We start from the raw sequence: 18,311 nt of genomic DNA, 5'->3' as shown, positions 1-18,311 counted from the left end.
AGTGAATAGCTGCTCCGAACGGGGAAGTCAGCGAGTAGCGTCGATCACGCCAACGATCACACGACATTGGCGCAAACCGCACGGCGGGTCCCCGAGGGGCCCGTGGCGCGGTGACAGCAACTCAGCAACTCGCCACCGGAGCAGACATGGCAATTGTTCAGGGCGCCACGGACACGTGGACGAAGTCCTCCTATTCCGGAGGAAACGGCGCATGCGTCGAGGTCAAGTCCCCGTCCGAGGCGGCACTGTCCGTACGCGACTCCAAGGTCACCGACGGCCCCACCCTGGCCTTCCCCGCCGACGCGTGGAACACCTTCGTGGCCTCGGTCAAGGCCTGACAACTTCACAGGCACCATCGACAGAGCCCTCTCGACCAGTTCGCCGTCCTTGCCGAGAGGGCTCGACTCGTGCCGGGACCGCCGTGGACGGCGCTACCTCACCGGGAACGCCACATCGCACACCGGATCCTCCGCCCCCGCCGCGTCCCAGTCCGCGAAGTACACCTCCCGGCACGGCCCGGCCTGTGCCAGTCCCTCCCCGGCCATCCACTCCTCCACCGCCTCGAAGGCGGCCAGGATCTGCGGATGGGCCACCTGGGCCTTGGTGATCCGGGTGTAGGCGAGCCGCCGGGCCGGTTCCACCCGCACCTTCGTCTCCCACGACCGGCCCCGCTTCTCGGCCCACGCCCGGGCCGCCGCCTCGTCGGCGACCGGAACGCACGCCTCCGCGGGGCCGTCGCTCTCCATCGACACGGCGGCGTAGTAGGTGACGAACGGCGCCCCCGTCATGCCCCCGCACTCCCGCGCCGCCTCCTCCAGCCGCCCCAGCGACGCGCCGATCCAGGCCGGCAACTCGTCGGCCAGCGTGTGCCGGGTCTCGGTGATCAGCACCTGTTCCGGCACGTCCACCGTCTCGACCACGAACTTCCCGTACATCTCGGAGCTCCTCCCCGACAACCGTGCACGGAGGTACTCGGCGAGCGTGCGCTGCCCCGCCACCCGCGTCTCGACGTCCGCCCAGTAGGCGGCGAGCAGCCCGGCAGCGTCGGCCCCGTCCGCCTCGACCACCTCGGCGATCCGGGCGAGCGGCATGTCCAGCTGGCGCAGCAGCGCCACCAGCCGGGCGCGTTCGGTCTGATCGGCGCGGTAGTAGCGGTAGCCGCTGGCCTCGTCGACGTGCGCCGGGGTCAGCAGTCCGAGACGGTCGTACAGCCGCAGGGCCTTGGCCGACAGCCGGGCCCTGGCGGCGAACGCACCGATGGTGAGCAGCTCTTCGTCCACCCCAGCATCCTCCGTCACCGGACGGCGTCTTCCGCCCGGTGACGAGGACGCTCAGGCCTGCCCCAGGGGCAAGGTCAACCGTTGCCTAGCCGAGCGCCTTCTCGACCGCGGCCACGACCTCGGCCGCCTCCGGCTCGGTCTGCGGCGAGAAGCGGGCGACGACCGTGCCGTCGCGCCCGATCAGGAACTTCTCGAAGTTCCAGCGGATGTCCCCGCTGTGCCCCTCGGCGTCGGCGAAGCCGACCAGCCGCTCGTACAGCGGATGGCGGCCTTCTCCGTTCACCTCGATCTTCTCGGTCATCGGGAAGGTCACGCCGTACGTCGCCGAGCAGAACTCGGCGATCTCCTCGGCGCTGCCCGGCTCCTGCCCGAGGAACTGGTTGCAGGGCACGCCGAGGACGGTGAAGCCCTGCGCCGCGTACCGCTCGTGCAGTTGCTCCAGGCCGGTGTACTGCGGGGTCAGCCCGCACTTGGAGGCCACGTTCACGATGAGGACGACCTTGCCGGCGTACTGCCCGAGGTCCGCGGGACCGCCCTGGAGGGCGGCGATGTCGACGTCGAGGGGAGAGTTGGTTTCTGAAGCCATGTGCGGATGCTAGTTCCGGCGGCTGACATCCTCCTGGCCGGGGCGTGACGCCTTCGCGAGAACCTCCCCGGCCGCCGTCCGGAAGTACAGCACCGAGCGCCCCGCCCGCCGCCGTTCCACGTCGTGCTGCTCGGCTCCCCCATGAGCACCAGCCAGCTGGTCGCCGTGACCGGTCAGGGCTGGGTTCGGTCGGACGGCACCTGAAGCCCCGACGTCGGCCTCCAGCACCCGGCGGCGCCGGGACCAGTACGGCCGCACCGCCTCCTCCCAGACGTACTCCAGGAGCGCGGCCGCGACTGTGACGCCGGTGCCGGCGGCGGCGTGAGGTCTCCGGGAGGCGGGCGGGCGGTCGCGGCGGCCGGCCGGGCCGTCCGAAGCCCTCTAGGGGCCCGGAGTCATCGAGGTGCCGGGGACTCTCCTGGCACGACCGGCTCGGCGAACACCTCTGGCACCCGGTTGTCGAGCACGACCCGGGCGAGGAGGCCGGCGAGCCGTTCCCGCTCGCTGGTGCCGAGTCCCGAGGGCAGCTTCTCGATACGCCGGCAGGTCTCGTCGTAGAACTCGTCCGCGAGCCGGGCCCCCTGCTCCGTCAGCCCCACCCGTACGGCCCGTCCGTCGCGCGGATCCGCCTCCCGCCGCACCAGCCCCCGCTGCACGGTCCGGTCCACCAGCCCGGTCAGGCTCGACTTCGCCAGCCCGAGCATCTCCCCGAGTTCACTCATCCCGTACGGCTGAGGCCTGAGTACGCACAGCAGCTGACCCTGCTGCGGGGTCAGCCCGAACCCGCGGCTCGCCTCGCCGTACACGGCATTCACCAGGAACGCCGACCGCACCAAGGCGTCGGCGACCCCTATCTGCCCCTCCGCGGCTTTGCCCATCCGGTCAGCTTAACGGCGTGTCAGGCCTCCTCCCGGGGCTCTGCGTGGCTTCTGCACGCGTCTTGTTCCCCGCCGTCACTTCACAGAACGCACACAGAGTCCGGCCACCACTTCAACGTTCAAGCGCCTACGCTCACCGGCAGTCGAGTGGCCGAGGGCAGTCCGTCCGCCGCGGCGCTCGCTCCCCCCACAGGCACAGGAGACTCGGCGTGCATGACGGCGACGTAGTGGTGATCGGCGGCGGCTATGCGGGCGTCCGCCTGGCGAAACGACTGGACCGGACGGCGCGGGTCACGCTGGTGGACCGCAAGGAGATCTTCTTCCACCGCATCGCCTCCCTGCGCGCCGGCGTGCGCCCGGAGTGGACGGTGACCCCCTTCATCCCGTACGACCGGCTGCTGACCAACGGCCGTGTGGTGACGGGGAAGGCGGTCCGCATCGACAGCGCCGAACGGCACGTGACGCTGGCCACGGGGGAGCGGCTCCCGTACGACGTGCTGGTGATCGCCACCGGCGCCGACTATCCCGAACCGGCCCGCTTCGTCGGCAGCACCACCGAGGAGGCGGCCAAGTCCTTCGCCGAGCACCAGCAGCGGATCGCCACCGCCGAGCACGTCCTCGTCGTCGGCGGCGGCCCCTCCGGCGTGGAGCTCAGCGCCGAGATCCGCCTGGCCCGGCCGGACGCCCGGGTCACGCTCGCCCACTCCGGGGACGCGCTGCTCGACGCCACGGGCAGCGCGCGGGCCGGCCGCAAGGCGCAGGCCTGGCTGGAGTCCCACGACATCGAGGTGCGGCTCGGCGCCTTCATGTCCCCGGGCCACGACTTCGGCACCTACCGCGACGCACACGGCACCGTCCTCGAAGCCGACCTCTCCTTCTGGGCGACGGGCACCACCCCCAACACGCTCTGGCTGCGCCTGGCCGGACACGGCGACTGGCTGACCGCCGACGGGCACGTCAAGGTCGACCGGACGCTCCGCGTCGAGGGGCGGCTGGATGTGTTCGCGGTCGGCGACGTGAACGACGTCAGCGAGCTCAAGGTCACCCCCGCCGCGCTCGCCCAGGCGGACATCGCCGCCCACAACATCCGTTCGTACCTGCAGAGTTCCGGTCGGCACCGCAAGGAGCCCCGCTTCTACAAACCGATCCAGCGCATCCCGCTGATCGTGCCCTTCGGCCCGGCCGACGGACTGACCGTGCTCCCCGTGCCGGGCGGCGAGACAGCCGTCCTCGGCAGCCGTACGACCACGCTGGCCAAGGCGAAGACGCTGATGACCCCCTACATGAGGCGGCAACTCGGCTACACGGCGACCTGAGGCGCACAGGGCCCACCAGGTGTTGGCTGAAAGATCAACTCAGCACAGCTGAAACACAGTTGTCGCACATCCCCAGGGTTGGCAGACTCGCTACGCCGACGTCACATCGGCAACGGGGCTTCATTTCCGACCAGGGGGGAACATCCATGAACCTCAGCGTGCCCAGACGCGTCCTGACCCGTGCCACGGCCACCCTCGCACTGGCGCTGGCCATGGCCACCGGTACGACCGGCCTGCTCTCCGGCACCGAAGCGCACGCCCTGCCGGTCACCGAGGGCACCCTCGGCTTCAGCGGCGACGAGGGCGACTACATCAGCGGCGGCCGGTCCTACTCCTACACGGCGTCCCAGGACCGTATGAACGTCTCCGGCAACACCGACAACCGGGTGGTCACCGTCTCCGTCGACGGAGCGAACGGCGACTGGTGGACCCTGAACCTCGCGGCGCCGGCCGGCAAGTCCCTGACGCCGGGGACCTACACCGGAGCCACCCGCTACCCGTTCAACGAGGGGACCGAGCCGGGCCTGTCGCTCAGCGGCAACGGCCGCGGCTGCAACCAGCTCACCGGCACCTTCACCATCGCCGACGTGGAGTTCGGCCCCCAGGGCTACGTGAAGAAGCTCGACGCCACCTTCGAGCAGCACTGCGAGGGCGACACCCCCGCCGCCCGCGGCGAGGTCCACATCGACAACCCGGCCCCGCCGGCCGAACTCGGCCTCGGCCTCGCCGTGGCCGTGGACGGCACCGCGAGCCGCCTCAACGGCAAGGCCACCTTCCACGGCACGGTGAGCTGCAACAAGCCGGTGCAGGTGACGGTGGGGGGCGATGTCACGCAGGTGAAGAAGCGGGACCTCATCCGCGGCTCCTTCTCCACGACGGTGTCCTGCACCCCGGGCGCCCCGGTCGCCTGGACCGGCACGGCCGTGCCCACCGGCTCGGTCCCCTTCCAGAAGGGCGACGTCGAGGTCGAGGCCCGCGCGACGGCGACGGACCCGGACTACGCCAAGCCGGTGACGGTCAGCGAGACGGTGGCGGTTCGCCTGACCCGCGTCTGACCCGCACGTCCTGACCCACGGCCACACACCACCCGGCCCGGGGCCCGCTCCTGCGAGGAGCGGGCCCCGGGCCGTTTCCTAGGATGTGGCTCTTCGAGGCAGGGGGGAATGACGGAGATGGCGGAGACGGCCTCGCTGGTACTACGGGGAAAGGGCGGCGCGGTGCTCCGCCTGGAGGGCCGGACGGTGGTGCTGCGCAGGGCCGCCGAGGAGCGGCTCATACCGCTGGAGGCCATGGCGGACGTACGCGCGCAAGGACGCGCCGCCGAGATCGAACTGCTCGGCGGGGCCGAGCCGGTGGTCTACCGCATCGAGGGTGTCAGCGCGGCGGGCGCCGCGGCGTTCGCGCAGACGGTGGGCCCCCTGCTGCCGGTCCGTGCGGGTGACGAGACACCGGTGGACGGGTCGTCCCTGGTGGAGGTCCGGCCGCTGACCGGTGCGGCGACGGGCCGGCTGTCCGGCCGCAAGGCGGCCGCCGCGGCGGGCGCGCTGCTGTACGCCGGGCTCCTGGTGGCCGTGGGGGTGCTCGACGGCTGGGCGCAGGCGGGCATGCTGCTCTTCGGCTCGGTCCTGCTGTCCGTCGGCGGCCTGGGGCTCTGCTTCGCGGGCCGTGCGGTCGTACGGGAATGGCGGCTGGAACGGCACGGCATCACGGTCATGGCCGACTTCTCGCACTACACCGACAAGTGGCGGGTGTACGCCTACACGACGACCACGGGCGCCACGTACACCTACGAGACGACAGGCGTCCAGGCGCCCCGTATCGAGGTCACCTACGACCCCGCGAGCCCCGGCGAAGCGACCGAGGCCGGCTCCTTCCTGTGGACGGCCGGTGGGATCCTCATCGTCGCCGTGCTGCTGGCCCTCGTGGTGGTGATGGGCGTGTCCCTGATCGGGACGGTGATCGCCGGCGTACTGCGCGGCTAGGTCTCCGCCGCCCCTCCGCGGTCCCTGTGCGGCTCCCGTGCGGAGCAATGTTGTGCACTTTATTGACGCGGGTCATTCCAGCGCCTACCTTCGCGATGTCCTTCCCCCGGTCAAGGGAGACCGCGATGCCCACGTCCCCCGTCGCATCACCGTCCACGACCTCCGAACGGACCCGACAACTGCGCCGAGTCGCCCTCTCCGGACTCCTCGGCACCGCCGTGGAGTTCTACGACTTCCTCGTCTACGGCACCGTCGCCGCCCTCGTCTTCGGCGAACTGTTCTTCCCCGGCGCCGACCCCGCCGTCGGCACCGTCGCCGCGTTCGGCACCTTCGCCGCCGGCTATGTCGCCAGGCCCCTCGGCGGCATCCTCTTCGGGCACTTCGGCGACCGGCTCGGCCGCAAATCGATGCTGCTGCTCACCATGGGCCTGATGGGCGGCGCCAGCTTCCTCATCGGCCTGCTGCCCACGTACGACAGCATCGGCGTCTGGGCGCCGGTCCTGCTGATCACCCTGCGCGTCGTCCAGGGCATCGCCATCGGCGGTGAATGGGGCGGTGCCACCCTGATGGTCGTCGAGCACGCCGGGGAGCGGCGCCGCGGCCTGTGGTCCAGCTTCACGCAGATGGGAGCCCCGCTCGGCTCCCTGCTCTCCACCGCCGTGGTCACCCTCGTCGTCACCCTGCCCAGGGACGAGTTCGCCGCCTGGGGCTGGCGCGTGCCGTTCCTGCTGAGCGTGGTGCTGCTCGGCGTCGGACTCTTCGTACGGCTCAAGGTGGTGGAGAGCCCGCTGTTCGCCGAGGTGAAGAAGGACCGCGCCGAGTCCCGGCTGCCGATCCTCGACGTCCTGCGGCACCCGCGCCCCCTGCTGCTGGCCTGCTGCGTCGGCATCGGCGCCTTCACCGCCCAGTCCCTGCTGACCAGTTACCTGATCGCGTACGCCACCGGCATCGGCTACGCACGCCCCCAGGTCCTCACCGCGCTGACCGTCTCCGCGTCCGTCGCCCTGGTCGTGCTGCCCTGCGCCTCCGCGCTCTCCGACCGGATCGGCCGCCGCCCGGTCGTCCTCGCCGGAGCCCTCGCCTCGGCCGCGCTCGCCTTCCCCGTGCTGGCGCTGGTCGACTCCAAGTCGCCCGGTCTGCTCATCCTCGCCGTCGTCCTCGGTCACGGCATCGCCCAGTCCATGATGTACGGCCCGCTGGGCGCCCTGCTCACCGAGATGTTCGGCACCCGGGTCCGCTACACCGGCGCCTCCCTCGGCTACCAGGGAGCCACCCTCATCGGCGCCGGCTTCTCCCCGATGATCGCCGGCAGCCTGGTGGCCGGGAGCGGCAACAGCACCCCCGTCGCCCTGCTGCTGTGCGGCGGCGCCGCCATCACCGCGCTGACCGTCCTGTTCGTGCGCGAGACCAGCCGGACGTCCCTCGCCGAAGCCACCGAGCGCCCCACCACCCCCCACACGGAAGAGATCTCCGCATGACGACCCGCACCCGCACCGCACGTCGCACCGCCTGCGCGGCGGCCCTCCTGCTCGCCGTCACCGCCTTTCCCACCTCGGCCGCGGCGGCCACCCCCACCACCGGCCACATCGAGGGCCGGCTCCCGTCGGGCGCGACGTACACGATGGACGTACCCGGCGCATGGAACGGCACCGTCCTGCTCTACAGCCACGGCTACACCCCGGCCGGTGCGCCCAACCCCGCCCGGGACGCCCCCGACGACGCCACCAAGGCTCTCCTGCTCGACCGGGGCTACGCCCTCATCGGCTCCTCGTACGCGACCACGGGCTGGGCGGTGACGGACGCGGTACCCGACCAACTCGCCACCCTGACCGTCTTCACCGACCGCTTCGGGAAGGCCCGTCGCACCATCGCCTGGGGCACGTCGTACGGCGGACTGGTCACCACCGCCATCGCCGAGCGCCACGCCGACCGCATCGACGGCTCGCTGTCCCTGTGCGGCCTCGTCCACGGCGGCGTGGCCAACTGGAACAACACCCTCGACCCGGTCTTCGCGCTGAAGACGCTGCTCGCACCCGACGCCGACATCCCCCTGACGGACCTGCCCGACCAGACGAGCGCCACCGACGCGGCGAACGCCCTGACGGCCGCGGTCGACTCGGCGCAGTCGACGGCCGCCGGGCGGGCCCGCATCGCCCTGGCCGCCGCCCTGCACAACATCCCGGTCTGGAACCAGCCGACGCAGACACCGCCCGCCGGGACCGACTGGGACGGACAGCAGGCCAACCAGTACGAGGCCGTCAAGGGCCTGTTGAAGGTCGCCGCCTTCAACTGGCGGCAGGAGGCCGAGAGCCGTGCGGGCGGCAGCATGTCCTGGAACACCGGCGTCGACTACCAGGCACTGCTCTCCCGGTCCTCCGTCCGCAAGGAGGTCGCCGAGCTGTACCGCAAGGCCGGTCTCTCCCTGCGCGCCGACCTCGCCACCCTCAACCGCGCTCCCCGTATCAGCGCCGACCCGGCCGCCGTGGCGTGGATGAGCCGGACCAGCTCCTTCACCGGCAAGCTGACCAAACCGCAGTTCTCCGTCCACACCACCGGCGACGCCCTGGTCCCCGTCCAGACGGAGAGCGCGCTGCGGCGGGCGGTCACGGCCGCCGGGTCGTCGGCCCTCCTCCGTCAGGCGTACGTCGACAACGCCGGCCACTGCACCTTCAGTCCCGCCGAGCAACTCGCCGCCCTGCACACCCTGGAGGACCGCCTCACCACCGGCACCTGGCACGGCACCACCCCGGCGGCCCTCAACACCCGGGCCGCGGCGGCCGACCCGACGACCCCCGCCCGCTACGTCCCCTACCACCCCACCCCGTACCTGCGGCCGTACGACCTTGCCCACCCCGCCGACGGGCGGTGACGGCATACGGCCGCCCGCCGCACCGTCGATGGGCGGCCGTACTCTTACCACCGTGGAAGACGACGTCATCCCTGGCATCCCGGACACCCCAGACACCCCAGACACCCCGGACAGCTCGGACGGCCCGCAGCAGCGCCCGCAGTCGCTCATGCTCGCCTTCTTCGGCAACCACGTCCTGGACGAGGGCGACCTGTGCGTCTACTCGGGCAGCATCATCGACGTCCTCGGCCGCGTCGGTGTCGGCGAACAGGCCGTACGCTCCACACTGACCCGCATGGTCAACCGGGGCCTGCTGCGCCGCCAGCGCGAGGGCCGCCGGATGTACTTCGGTCTGACCCCGCAGGCCAAGCGCGTCCTGGAGGACGGCCGTGTCCGTATCTGGCAGCAGGGCGCCGTCAACGACGACTGGGACGGATCCTGGACGCTCCTCGGTTTCTCCCTGCCCGACTCCTGGAAACGCCAGCGCCACGACCTGCGCTCCCGGCTCACATGGTCCGGATTCGGCGCCCTGTACAGCGGCCTGTGGATCGCCCCGGGGAACGTCGACGTCTCCGCCACCGTCGCGGAACTCGGCCTGTCCGCCCACGTCAAGATCTTCCACGCCCGGGCCGACCAGGCCACCGACATCGAGCTGATGATCCGCGACACCTGGGACCTGGGGAGCGTCGCCGCGCGTTACGTCACCTTCGACAAGCGCTGGACCGCCCACCTGGGCGCGGCGGCCGGGGACGACCCGATCGGAACCCGGCTGCGTCTGGTCAGCGAATGGCTGTGGACCATCCGCACCGACCCCCGGCTCCCCGCCCGCCACCTTCCCCCCGACTGGCCGGCCCGCTCCGCCCAGCAGACCTTCCGGCGCGTCGCCGAGCAGACCGAGGCGCCCGCCCGGCAGCTGGGCCGCGACCTGCTGCAGACCGCCCCGCTGCGGTAGGCGGACAAGGGCGTCGAAGGGCATGACGAATGTCAGGGGCCGCCCAGGACACCGTCATGAAGATCAATGACGCATGCCACTGTCGATGCAGGTCAGAGGGCTGAAGACTGGCCGCATGACAGGCCGTCCTCGCTCACCGCACGCGCCCGGTCGAGGCGCGGTGGTTCCGTCGGGTGCGCAGAAAATGATCAACGCGTTTCCGCTTCGAATGTTTGAATGGAGGCCCAGGACTTCCTCGACAGCGGAAGGAAAGCTGCGTGCCTCCGGTTCGGCAGGGGACGGACTATCACCGAGGCCCGGAACGGATCGAACTGTACACGCACCTGTCGCTGTACCTTCTCGCCTTGCTCGAACCGACCCTGCTGGTCATCTGGCTGGTGTCGACACCGGCCGCGGACACCGGCCGCCGGCTCGCCGTGACGGTGGCGGCCCTGGGACTGCTCCAGACCGTGACGTGTGTGGAACTGCTGCGCGCCGGTCTGGCACGGCGCGTGTCCCACGGTTCACGGCACTGGTCACGGGTCGTGTGTGCCGCGGCCGTGAGCCTGGTGGCGATGGTGGTACCGCTCGGGCTGACCACGGGTGCGGCACCGCTCGACGCGGACACGGCCGAGGTGCTGGCAGGCGGCGCTCTGACGTTCCTGGCCGGGCCCCTGGTCGTGGCCTGGCCGCTGCGGGAGTCCCTGGCTCTGCTCTCGGGGCTCGCGGTGTGCGGTGCGTTCCTCGCCGGAACGCTCGGCGCGTCGGGTGCGCTGCTCGGCGGAGCCGGTGCGGTGGGGGTCATCGGGGGTGCGGCGTTCTTCTGCACGTACTGGTTCTCGGACTGGACGCTCGGCGTCGTGCGTGAACTCAGACGCAACCGGCATGTGCAGGCCCAGCTGGCCGTGGCCGAGGAACGGCTGAGGTTCGCACGGGATCTCCATGACGTGCTGGGGCGCAATCTGACGGTGATCGCCTTGAAGAGCGAGCTCGCGGTGGAGCTGAACCAGCAGGGCCACACCGAGGCCGCCGCCGCGCAGATGGCGGAGGTGCAGCGCATCGCGCAGGAATCCCAGGACGACGTACGAGCCGTCGTGCAGGGCTATCGGACGGTGGATCTGCTGACGGAGATAGAAGGGGCCCGGTCGGTGCTGCGAGCCGCGGGCGTCGACTGCCGCATCGAGGGGCGGACCGAGCTCGGCTCCGAGCTGCAGTCGGCGCTGGCCTGGGCCGTCAGGGAGGGGACGACCAACGTGCTGCGGCACAGCGAGGCGCGGTGGTGCGCCATCACGCTGGCCACCCAGGGCGAGACGCTCGTCCTGACCATCGAGAACGACGGTGTGGACCGGGACAGCACACCGAAGAGGGGCGGCGGGCTCGTGGGCCTCGCCGAGCGACTGGCCGCGGAGGGCGGCTCGATGGAGGCAGGCTTGAACGGCGAGGGCAGATTCGTTCTGTGCGTCCGTCTTCCGGCCGGCGCCTCCCGGACGAGGGAGGAGGCGCCGTCGTGACCGATGACACCAAGGACGACAAGCGGATCCGGGTTCTGCTCGCCGACGACGAAAAGCTCATCACCGGGGCGCTGGCGGCACTGCTCGGACTCACGGAGGACCTGACCGTGGTGGGCGAGGCGTCCACCGGGCCGGAAGCCGTGGCCATGGCGCGGGCCCTGCACCCCGATGTCGCGGTCCTGGATCTGCAGATGCCCGGCCTCGACGGCCTCGCCGTCGCCGAGGCGCTCCGCGGCGAACTCCCGGACTGCCGCACCATGATCATCACCAGTCACGGGCGCCCGGGGTATCTGAAGCGGGCGTTGGAGATCGGCGTCCGTGGCTTCCTGCCCAAGACGGTCTCCGCCCGCGATCTCGCGGACATCATCCGGACGGTCCACTCCGGCCGGCGCTACATCTCCTCCGATCTCGCGGCCGAGGCCATCAGCGCGGGCGACAGCCCGCTGACGCCGCGCGAAGCCGACATGCTGGCCCTCGCGGTAGACGGTTCCTCGATCGCGGAGATCGCCGAACGCGCCGGTCTCACGGAGGGCACCGTCCGCAACCACATGTCGTCAGCCGTCGGCAAGCTCAGGGTGGAGAACCGCCACGCCGCGGCACGCATGGCGCGGGAGCACGGCTGGATCTGACGACGACCACAGCTGCCACCTCCAACAGACCACTTTCGCGCGCGTTCCGCCGTCGGGGACCACAGCACGCATGCGTGCTGCCGACGCGTGACTCAGGGGACGCGCAACGCACCGCTGTGTCTAACGAACGGGGAGTTGACCGATATGGGACGACCGGAGACGCACCTGGACCCTTCCGAGGGGCCGCTGCAGAGCTTCGCCTACGAACTCAGAGCGCTCCGAAGATCAGTGGGGAACCCTTCGTATCGTGAGCTGGCGAGCCGCGCCAACTACTCCGGGACGACCCTCTCGGAGGCCGCCCGCGGACTCAGTCTGCCCAGCCTGGACGTGACGTTGGCCTACGTCCGGGCCTGCGAGGGAGACCCGGTGTTCTGGCGGCGGAAGTGGGCGGAGACGGAAGCCGCCCTGGGTGCCGCCAACCGTCCTGCGGCCCGTGCCCGCAGCGCTGTCGCCGAGTCCGCCACGTCGTTGACGCCGGCACCCCACCCCGGATACCGCCGCGCGAGTGCCCTGGACGACCGGCCCGCCGCGGCTCGTCTGCGCCGGACCCTGCCCGCCCTCGCCGGAATCGCCAGTGTCGCGGGAATGGTCGGCACCGCGAAACTCGTCGGCGGCAACCCGAAGACGACAGCGCTCACCGCCCTGGCCGGAACCTGTATCGCGTCCGGCTTCTGGCTCGGAAGGAGCCTGAGAGATGCATGACCCCGCGGCTGCCGAACACGTCGAGGCGGAACCCGTGTCCCGAAGGACAAGGACAGCGAAACAGTGGACGGCCGCTCTGCTCGGTGACCTGTGGAAGTGGGTGGCCCGCAAACCGGTTCCCCTCTCCGAGGGGCAGGAGCCGATCCGCCATTCTTCGGACGTACGCATGCTTGTCTGGGCGTTCGTCGTCACCGATCTGCTCGCCGGGGTCCTGGCCGACACCATGCTTCCCCCGGTCGGCCGGGCGCTTCATGTCCCGTGGATGGTGTTCACCCTCGTCCTCTCACTGGGCTTCTGCGCCATGACGGCGCGGGCGCCTCACCTGCTCGACGCCGGGACGCTGCGCCTGCGCACGGGACCGTTCCGCGAGGTGACGCTTCCCATCGAGGCGCTCGCCTCCGTACGCGTCGCACACGGTTCCAGCCAGGGATACGGACTGCGCAGGGTCCCGGGCGACGACGACGCGGTGGCGTGCACCGTGGGCAGTGCCACCAACCTGGTCATCGAGCTGCGCGAGCCGCTGCTGGTACCGCTTCGAAAAGGCGAGCCGGTGCGGGCCAGGCGCATCCACACCGTCGCTGACGAACCGGGGCCGGCGGCCCGGCTGATCAGCCGAGCGATCGCCGGGGGTGGACAGCGGTGACCGAAGGGACCACGACGCTCGATGAGACGGCCGCGGTGGACGACCTCCTGATCCACACGGGGCTCGGCTCGCTCGCCGGGCAGACGGACGTCAGGAAACTCCCCGGCCGCAACCAGAACTGGATCGGCACCACCGACACCGGAAAGCGTGTTTTCGTCAAGAAACTCGAAGGGCATCCGCAGGCGTCGGCGGCACGCGTCCGCCAATGCCTCGCCTTCGACCGGATACTGCGAAAAGACACGTCCACCGCATTGCGTTCCCCGCAGCTCCTCGCCGCCGATCCCGAAAAGGGCGTGCTGGTGTTCGCCCGCGTGGACGATGCGAGGACCGCCGCGGAACTGATACGCGAAGAACAGCTCACCTCCGAACTGGCGTATTCCCTGGGACGCACGGTCGGCCTGCTGCACGATCTGCCGGTGGCGGAACTCCCGCACGACGAGGAAATCAGCCCGCTCCTGCCGACCGAGGAACTGCTCGAAGCCATTCCCGCCGCCCTCTTCGAAGCGTCGTCCGCGGCGGAGCTGCAGGCATGGAGCCTCATGCAGAACGACGCGGAACTGGGGGACGCCCTGCGCCGGCTGTTGAGCCACGAACGGCTGGCCGACCGGGTCGCCGCACACTGCGATCTGCGGCTCGACCAGTTCCTGATCTCCGACGGCACGGTGCACCTCACCGACTTCGAGGAGTTCCGGGCCGGCGACCCGGCCCGTGACCTCGGAGGAGTGGTGGGTGATCTGCTGCACCGCGCCCTGCTGGACGCGGCGGCCGGCGACCGGCAGGGAGAAGAGCCTCCGTCCCGGGATCGCATGCTGGCCCGGTTGACAGAGGGGATCCGAAAGGTGCGTCCGCAGATCATGGCCTTCTGGAACGGCTACCGCGACACCAGGGACAGCGGTGACGACCAGCTCGCCGAACGGGTCACGGCCTTCGTCGGATGGCATCTGCTCGACCGGCTGCTGGCCGGCGCGCGCACGGCACCGCGACTTGCCGCCCTGCCCCGGGCCATGGCCGGGATCGGACGGAAGGCGCTGCTGACGCCGGCTGCCTTTCAATCAACCCTCGGGCTGACGGAGGCCCGGGCATGAGGGCGGCGGCCGGGGACGCCCTGTCCGTGCGGCTCGAAGAGGTGCTGTCCCTCGTGGACGTACGGCCCGACGGCCTGACCGCGACGGTGGGGGAGCGGACGGTGACCGCCGACTCGCCGCGAGCGCTCGCCGTTCAACTCGCCACCACCCTCTACGAAGTGGTCCACGTCGGCCGGACGGCGGCGGAACCGGTGACGGCGAAGAGGCGGTGGGACGCACGCGACCTGGAGGCCGGGCTCGCCCGGGGCGTACCGCACGAGCACACCCGCTACCGAGGTCCCGTCCTGAGCGGCGGCGGAGGCGAGAGGCTGGTCGTCGGCCTGTCGGGCGTACGGGTCCGTGTCGCGCGCGAGCGCGTCGTCGGCGACACCGGCACCGCGAACGGCGAAGAGGCGGAGGTGCTCATCGCCGCGGCCCGCCCGTTGCTCTCCCCGGGCTTCTTCCTGGTCGACGGCTCGCGGCCGTTGGCCCACCAAGGCGCCGTCCTCCGGCTGTATCTGCACGTCGAAAGCCCCGAGGTGCTCCTCGACGCGTGGGGCAGGACACTGCGGTGCCTGGAGGAACGCGGGGTCGCGTACCGGGCCAAGGCCATCTCGTCCGCCGATGCCCTCCCACGGCGCGACGGCATCGTGGTCTACCTGGGGAGCGAGGACCAGCACGTGCTCGCGCCGCTGGCCGCGGAGATGGAGGAGAACGCCGGCCTGGGAGCCGGCACCTCGCCCTTCGCCCGGTCCCTCGCCCCCGGCGTCGCCGTGGCCTGGGAGCCGGACGACTCCAGACCCGGGATGCGCAACACCAGCTTCGGAGAGCACAGGTCCCGGGCGCTCGCCACGGGCCTGGTCCGCCACGCGACCGCGCCCGACGGCTCCCGGGACCGGTCGGAGTGGGTACGGGAGGCGTTCCTGGAGGCCGGTATCGACCCCCTCGAACCGGCCCGGAACCTCTCCTCGCCGCCTTTCGACACAGGGTTTTGATGTCCGGTGGCCGGCGAACAACCTTTCAACAGAAAGATCTTGCCCGGCCGATTTGAGTCGAACTAGCTTTCTGGACGTCGCCGAGGAAAGGCGCTGCGAACCAGCGACATTCCTCTCCGACTTGGTTGCATACCTTCAATTGACAAGGGAGAAGGCTATGAACGACATCGAGCTGGCCGCCGGTTTCGACACCTACGCGGACGTCAACGAGATGGCGGACGAGGTCACCCCGGACGAGGCCCCCTCGCCGCAGACCATCATCTCGCTGAGCGTCGTCTCCAGCATCAAGTGGGGCTGCTGACCACGCGCCCACTGATGTGATGTTTCCGTGCGGTCGGCGGTGTCACCGCCGACCGCACGGCTGTCCGGTCCGGACAACCGGTAACCGGTGACCGGTCGACAAAAGAGGACTCGAAGGGCAGCCCCGAGAAATGAGCACGTCTGTTCTCCTTCCCTTTATGCCTGTCTCCGGCGAACAACTGCTGCCGTTCGCGGACATCGTCCGTACAGGGGATGCCGAGCGGCTGTGGACCGGCCAGTCGCTCCTGATCGAGCCGCACACCGCCCTCGCCCACGCGGCAGGGGCCGGAGCCCGGATCCCCATGGGCACCAGCGTGACCCTCATGCCGCTGCGCCACCCCTTCCAGGCCGCCCTGCAGGCACGCTCCCTCGCCGCCCTGACCGGACAGCCGTTCGTCGCCGGGTTCGGCACCGGACCGGAGCCGTTCGTCCGGGCGCTGCGCGGACAGGGCTACGCGAGCCCGCTCAGGGCCGTGCGCGAGTACGCCACGATCGTCAGAGCCCTCCTGGCGGGGGAGGTCGCCGACCACGCCGGCGAGTACTTCTCCATGGGCGGCGCGCTCCCGCCCCTGGACACCCCGCCCGTCGAGCTGGGGCTGGGGGTGCTCAGACCCCGGATGGCCGAGCTGGCCGGAGAGCTCGCGGACGTCGCCATCACCTGGCTGGCGCCCCCGCACTACCTCGCGGAGTCGATCGTCCCCGCACTCGCCAGGGGCGCGCAGCGAGCGGGCCGCCCCCGGCCCCGGGTGACCGCCGTCGTCCACGTCTCCCTCGACGCCGCAGGGCGCGACCACGAGAAGACCGTGCTCGCCGCCGCCCAGGCCCACCTCCAGGCGCCGCACTACGCCGACATGCTGGGCCGCGCCGGAATCGACGTCGACCCGAACGACCTGCCCAAGGCCGCGGCCCGGCTCATCGACAGCGGCACGGCGGCCGTGGGCAGCACCGACGACATCCTCCGTGCCGTCAGGGCGTACCGGGACGCCGGCGCCGACGAGGTGGTGCTCAGCACCATCGGTACGCAGACCCTTGAGGGAACACGCGCGTCGCTGGCCGCCCTCACCACCCTCACCGCAGCGCACAGGAGTTCCCGATGATCCACCACGGCAGCTCGGCACTCCCCGACTTCTCCTTCCGCCGCCTGCTCCTGGTGGGCACGGGCGCGCTCGGCGTCTCCTCACTGCCGGGCTGGCTCGGCTGGCTGCGGGAGAGCTACCCGCACCTGGAGACAAGGGTGGCTCTCACCCGCCAGGCCACCACGTTCGTCGCCCCCGCCGCGCTCACCGCCATCGGCGGCAAGCCCCTGTTCCACGACGAGTGGCCCACCCGGCCGCAACCCACCGCCCCCCACGTGGAACTCACCGAGTGGGCCGACGCGGTGGCGGTCTTCCCCGCCACCTTCCACTTCGTCAGCCGACTGGCCCTCGGGCTCGCCGACACCCCCGTGATGCTGGCGCTGCAGTGCACCGGAGTTCCGGTCGGCCTCGCTCCGGCGCTCCCGCCGGGTGGGTTCGAGAGCCACGCCTTCCGCACCCACCTGGCCGCACTGCGCGAACGCCCCAACGTGGTCGTGGCGGAACCGGAGGTCGGGCGCAGCGTGTCCACGGGACGCCTGGAGCGGACCACGGCCGCCGCTCTGCCGACGCTGCTGGAACTCATCGAGAAACGCCACACGGAGCTCGCGGCCACGCGGAGCGAGGGCGAGCAGGGATGACCGTCGTAGCCGAGTACGCGAGCGGACTGCTCCGCACGACGATACGGACCGGCCCGCAGGACGGCGGCTTCACCTGGGTCCGAGGCCCGGGCGCCGCTCGCCCGGAGCCGCTGCATGGCCCGCCGCCCACAGCCCGGCGCACCCTGGCAGCCGTGGAACCCGGCCCGGCCGGCCGCGGGCCCGGCGTCCGCTGCGTACTGCCGCGCGACCCCGGCGACGCGTCCGAACTGCACTACGCCCTGCCCGGACGCAGCTCCATGGCCGAGCTGCTGCTGTCCGGCGCCCCCTCGGCCGCGCCGAGCGCGCAGGACACGCTGTACGGCTTGGGCCGCCTGCTGCGGGCACTGCACGCCGCACCCCTGCCGCCGGCGGGACAGGCCGATGCCGCCTGCCCTCCTCCCGCTACCTGGCGCAGACTGCGCACCTGGTTCGACGCCCCGCGCACCGAGCGCGCCGGACAACTCCACGGCTCCGTGCGGGCGTTGCTCGGTGAGGCGCGCTGGAGCAGCCTTGAGCGGTGGCTGACCGAGGTGCGGGAGGCCGGGCCGCTCACGCTCGTCCACGGCGCTCCCGGCCTCGGCCTGCTCGTCGTCGCCGAAGCCCCCGATCACCCCCACGGGCTGATCACCGGCGAGGATGTCGGCCACGCCCCTTGGCAGTGGGACGTCGGCTGGGTCATCGCCGAGCTGCGCGAACTGCGCTTCTTCTCCGCCCGGCTGCCCAGCGCCGACACCGACTGGGACCGGCTGACCCGGGCCTTCACCGACGGCTACGGGCGGACGCCCGACGCGCTGGTCCGGCGTTCCACCGTGCTGCGCTCACTGCTGCACCTGCACGACTTCAGCGTCTTCGTCGCCTGGGACGAGGCGGAGATCCGCCGGTACGCGGTCCTGATCGCGGACCTCATGGACGAACAGGAAGGCGTCCGATGA

20 protein-coding genes and 1 pseudogene are annotated in these 18,311 nt (G+C 71.3%); 17 read left to right on the top strand and 4 right to left on the bottom strand.

The window, feature by feature from the left end:
- Positions 1 to 146 precede the first annotated feature (146 nt).
- On the top strand, positions 147 to 338 hold the full coding sequence (locus tag NW895_RS03070; RefSeq protein ID WP_289933503.1) for a DUF397 domain-containing protein: 192 nt from the start codon (positions 147 to 149) through the stop codon (positions 336 to 338).
- Between the two features lie 93 nt (positions 339 to 431).
- On the opposite strand, the gene NW895_RS03065 is transcribed toward NW895_RS03070, so the two are convergent.
- The 4 genes and pseudogenes from NW895_RS03065 to NW895_RS03050 form a co-directional block, all read right to left on the bottom strand.
- Positions 432 to 1,280, bottom strand: coding sequence for a MerR family transcriptional regulator (locus tag NW895_RS03065; RefSeq protein ID WP_289933502.1), 849 nt, complete (start codon positions 1,278 to 1,280; stop codon positions 432 to 434).
- A gap of 85 nt (positions 1,281 to 1,365) precedes the next feature.
- The gene (locus NW895_RS03060) at positions 1,366 to 1,866 is read right to left on the bottom strand and encodes a glutathione peroxidase (protein WP_289933501.1); all 501 of its coding nucleotides are present in this window, start codon (positions 1,864 to 1,866) and stop codon (positions 1,366 to 1,368) included.
- 9 nt (positions 1,867 to 1,875) lie between these two features.
- A pseudogene (locus NW895_RS03055) lies at positions 1,876 to 2,160 on the bottom strand (hypothetical protein); the annotation flags it as partial.
- Positions 2,161 to 2,261: 101 nt separating this feature from the next.
- Positions 2,262 to 2,744, bottom strand: a complete 483-nt coding sequence (locus NW895_RS03050; protein ID WP_289933500.1) for a MarR family transcriptional regulator — start codon at positions 2,742 to 2,744, stop codon at positions 2,262 to 2,264.
- 209 nt (positions 2,745 to 2,953) lie between these two features.
- Here NW895_RS03050 and NW895_RS03045 point away from each other — a divergent pair, with 209 nt between their 5' ends.
- From NW895_RS03045 to NW895_RS02970, 16 genes are all read left to right on the top strand, one after another.
- On the top strand, positions 2,954 to 4,060 hold the full coding sequence (locus NW895_RS03045; protein ID WP_289933499.1) for an FAD-dependent oxidoreductase: 1,107 nt from the start codon (positions 2,954 to 2,956) through the stop codon (positions 4,058 to 4,060).
- A gap of 146 nt (positions 4,061 to 4,206) precedes the next feature.
- Positions 4,207 to 5,115, top strand: a complete 909-nt coding sequence (locus tag NW895_RS03040; RefSeq protein WP_289933498.1) for a hypothetical protein — start codon at positions 4,207 to 4,209, stop codon at positions 5,113 to 5,115.
- Positions 5,116 to 5,223: 108 nt separating this feature from the next.
- On the top strand, positions 5,224 to 6,042 hold the full coding sequence (locus tag NW895_RS03035; protein ID WP_289933497.1) for a hypothetical protein: 819 nt from the start codon (positions 5,224 to 5,226) through the stop codon (positions 6,040 to 6,042).
- A gap of 125 nt (positions 6,043 to 6,167) precedes the next feature.
- Complete coding sequence (locus NW895_RS03030) at positions 6,168 to 7,520, top strand: MFS transporter (protein ID WP_289933496.1); 1,353 nt, start codon at positions 6,168 to 6,170, stop codon at positions 7,518 to 7,520.
- Positions 7,517 to 8,911, top strand: coding sequence for a hypothetical protein (locus NW895_RS03025; protein ID WP_289933495.1), 1,395 nt, complete (start codon positions 7,517 to 7,519; stop codon positions 8,909 to 8,911). Before NW895_RS03030 ends, NW895_RS03025 begins: the two co-directional genes overlap by 4 nt.
- 76 nt (positions 8,912 to 8,987) lie before the next feature.
- The gene (locus NW895_RS03020; protein WP_289933940.1) at positions 8,988 to 9,842 is read left to right on the top strand and encodes a PaaX family transcriptional regulator C-terminal domain-containing protein; all 855 of its coding nucleotides are present in this window, start codon (positions 8,988 to 8,990) and stop codon (positions 9,840 to 9,842) included.
- Positions 9,843 to 10,186: 344 nt separating this feature from the next.
- Positions 10,187 to 11,332 carry a histidine kinase gene (locus NW895_RS03015; RefSeq protein ID WP_289933494.1) on the top strand — a complete coding sequence of 382 codons (1,146 nt, stop codon included), beginning with the start codon at positions 10,187 to 10,189 and terminating at the stop codon, positions 11,330 to 11,332.
- Positions 11,329 to 11,961, top strand: coding sequence for a response regulator transcription factor (locus NW895_RS03010; protein ID WP_289933493.1), 633 nt, complete (start codon positions 11,329 to 11,331; stop codon positions 11,959 to 11,961). The genes NW895_RS03015 and NW895_RS03010 overlap by 4 nt, the downstream gene beginning before the upstream one ends.
- Positions 11,962 to 12,105: 144 nt before the next feature.
- Entirely contained in the window at positions 12,106 to 12,663 is a 558-nt protein-coding gene (locus NW895_RS03005; protein ID WP_289933492.1) for a helix-turn-helix transcriptional regulator, read from the top strand.
- Positions 12,656 to 13,306 (top strand): hypothetical protein, encoded by a 651-nt coding sequence (locus tag NW895_RS03000; RefSeq protein WP_289933491.1) that lies wholly within the window; start codon positions 12,656 to 12,658, stop codon positions 13,304 to 13,306. Before NW895_RS03005 ends, NW895_RS03000 begins: the two co-directional genes overlap by 8 nt.
- Positions 13,303 to 14,391 (top strand): class V lanthionine synthetase subunit LxmK, encoded by a 1,089-nt coding sequence (gene lxmK, locus NW895_RS02995; RefSeq protein WP_289933490.1) that lies wholly within the window; start codon positions 13,303 to 13,305, stop codon positions 14,389 to 14,391. The genes NW895_RS03000 and lxmK overlap by 4 nt, the downstream gene beginning before the upstream one ends.
- Positions 14,388 to 15,365 carry a T3SS effector HopA1 family protein gene (locus NW895_RS02990; RefSeq protein WP_289933488.1) on the top strand — a complete coding sequence of 326 codons (978 nt, stop codon included), beginning with the start codon at positions 14,388 to 14,390 and terminating at the stop codon, positions 15,363 to 15,365. Before lxmK ends, NW895_RS02990 begins: the two co-directional genes overlap by 4 nt.
- A gap of 157 nt (positions 15,366 to 15,522) precedes the next feature.
- On the top strand, positions 15,523 to 15,666 hold the full coding sequence (locus NW895_RS02985; protein ID WP_289933485.1) for a hypothetical protein: 144 nt from the start codon (positions 15,523 to 15,525) through the stop codon (positions 15,664 to 15,666).
- A 157-nt stretch (positions 15,667 to 15,823) separates the two neighbouring features.
- Positions 15,824 to 16,762 (top strand): LLM class flavin-dependent oxidoreductase, encoded by a 939-nt coding sequence (locus NW895_RS02980; RefSeq protein WP_289933483.1) that lies wholly within the window; start codon positions 15,824 to 15,826, stop codon positions 16,760 to 16,762.
- Positions 16,759 to 17,379: a flavoprotein gene (locus NW895_RS02975; RefSeq protein WP_289933482.1), complete on the top strand. Its 621-nt coding sequence runs from the start codon at positions 16,759 to 16,761 to the stop codon at positions 17,377 to 17,379. The genes NW895_RS02980 and NW895_RS02975 overlap by 4 nt, the downstream gene beginning before the upstream one ends.
- Positions 17,376 to 18,311, top strand: coding sequence for a phosphotransferase (locus tag NW895_RS02970; protein ID WP_289933481.1), 936 nt, complete (start codon positions 17,376 to 17,378; stop codon positions 18,309 to 18,311). Before NW895_RS02975 ends, NW895_RS02970 begins: the two co-directional genes overlap by 4 nt.

Source organism: Streptomyces sp. S.PNR 29 (assembly GCF_030386795.1).
Lineage (GTDB): Bacteria > Actinomycetota > Actinomycetes > Streptomycetales > Streptomycetaceae > Streptomyces.
The sequence above is the reverse complement of the archived record's forward strand: the minus strand, read 5'-3'. Positions and strand labels throughout refer to the sequence as shown.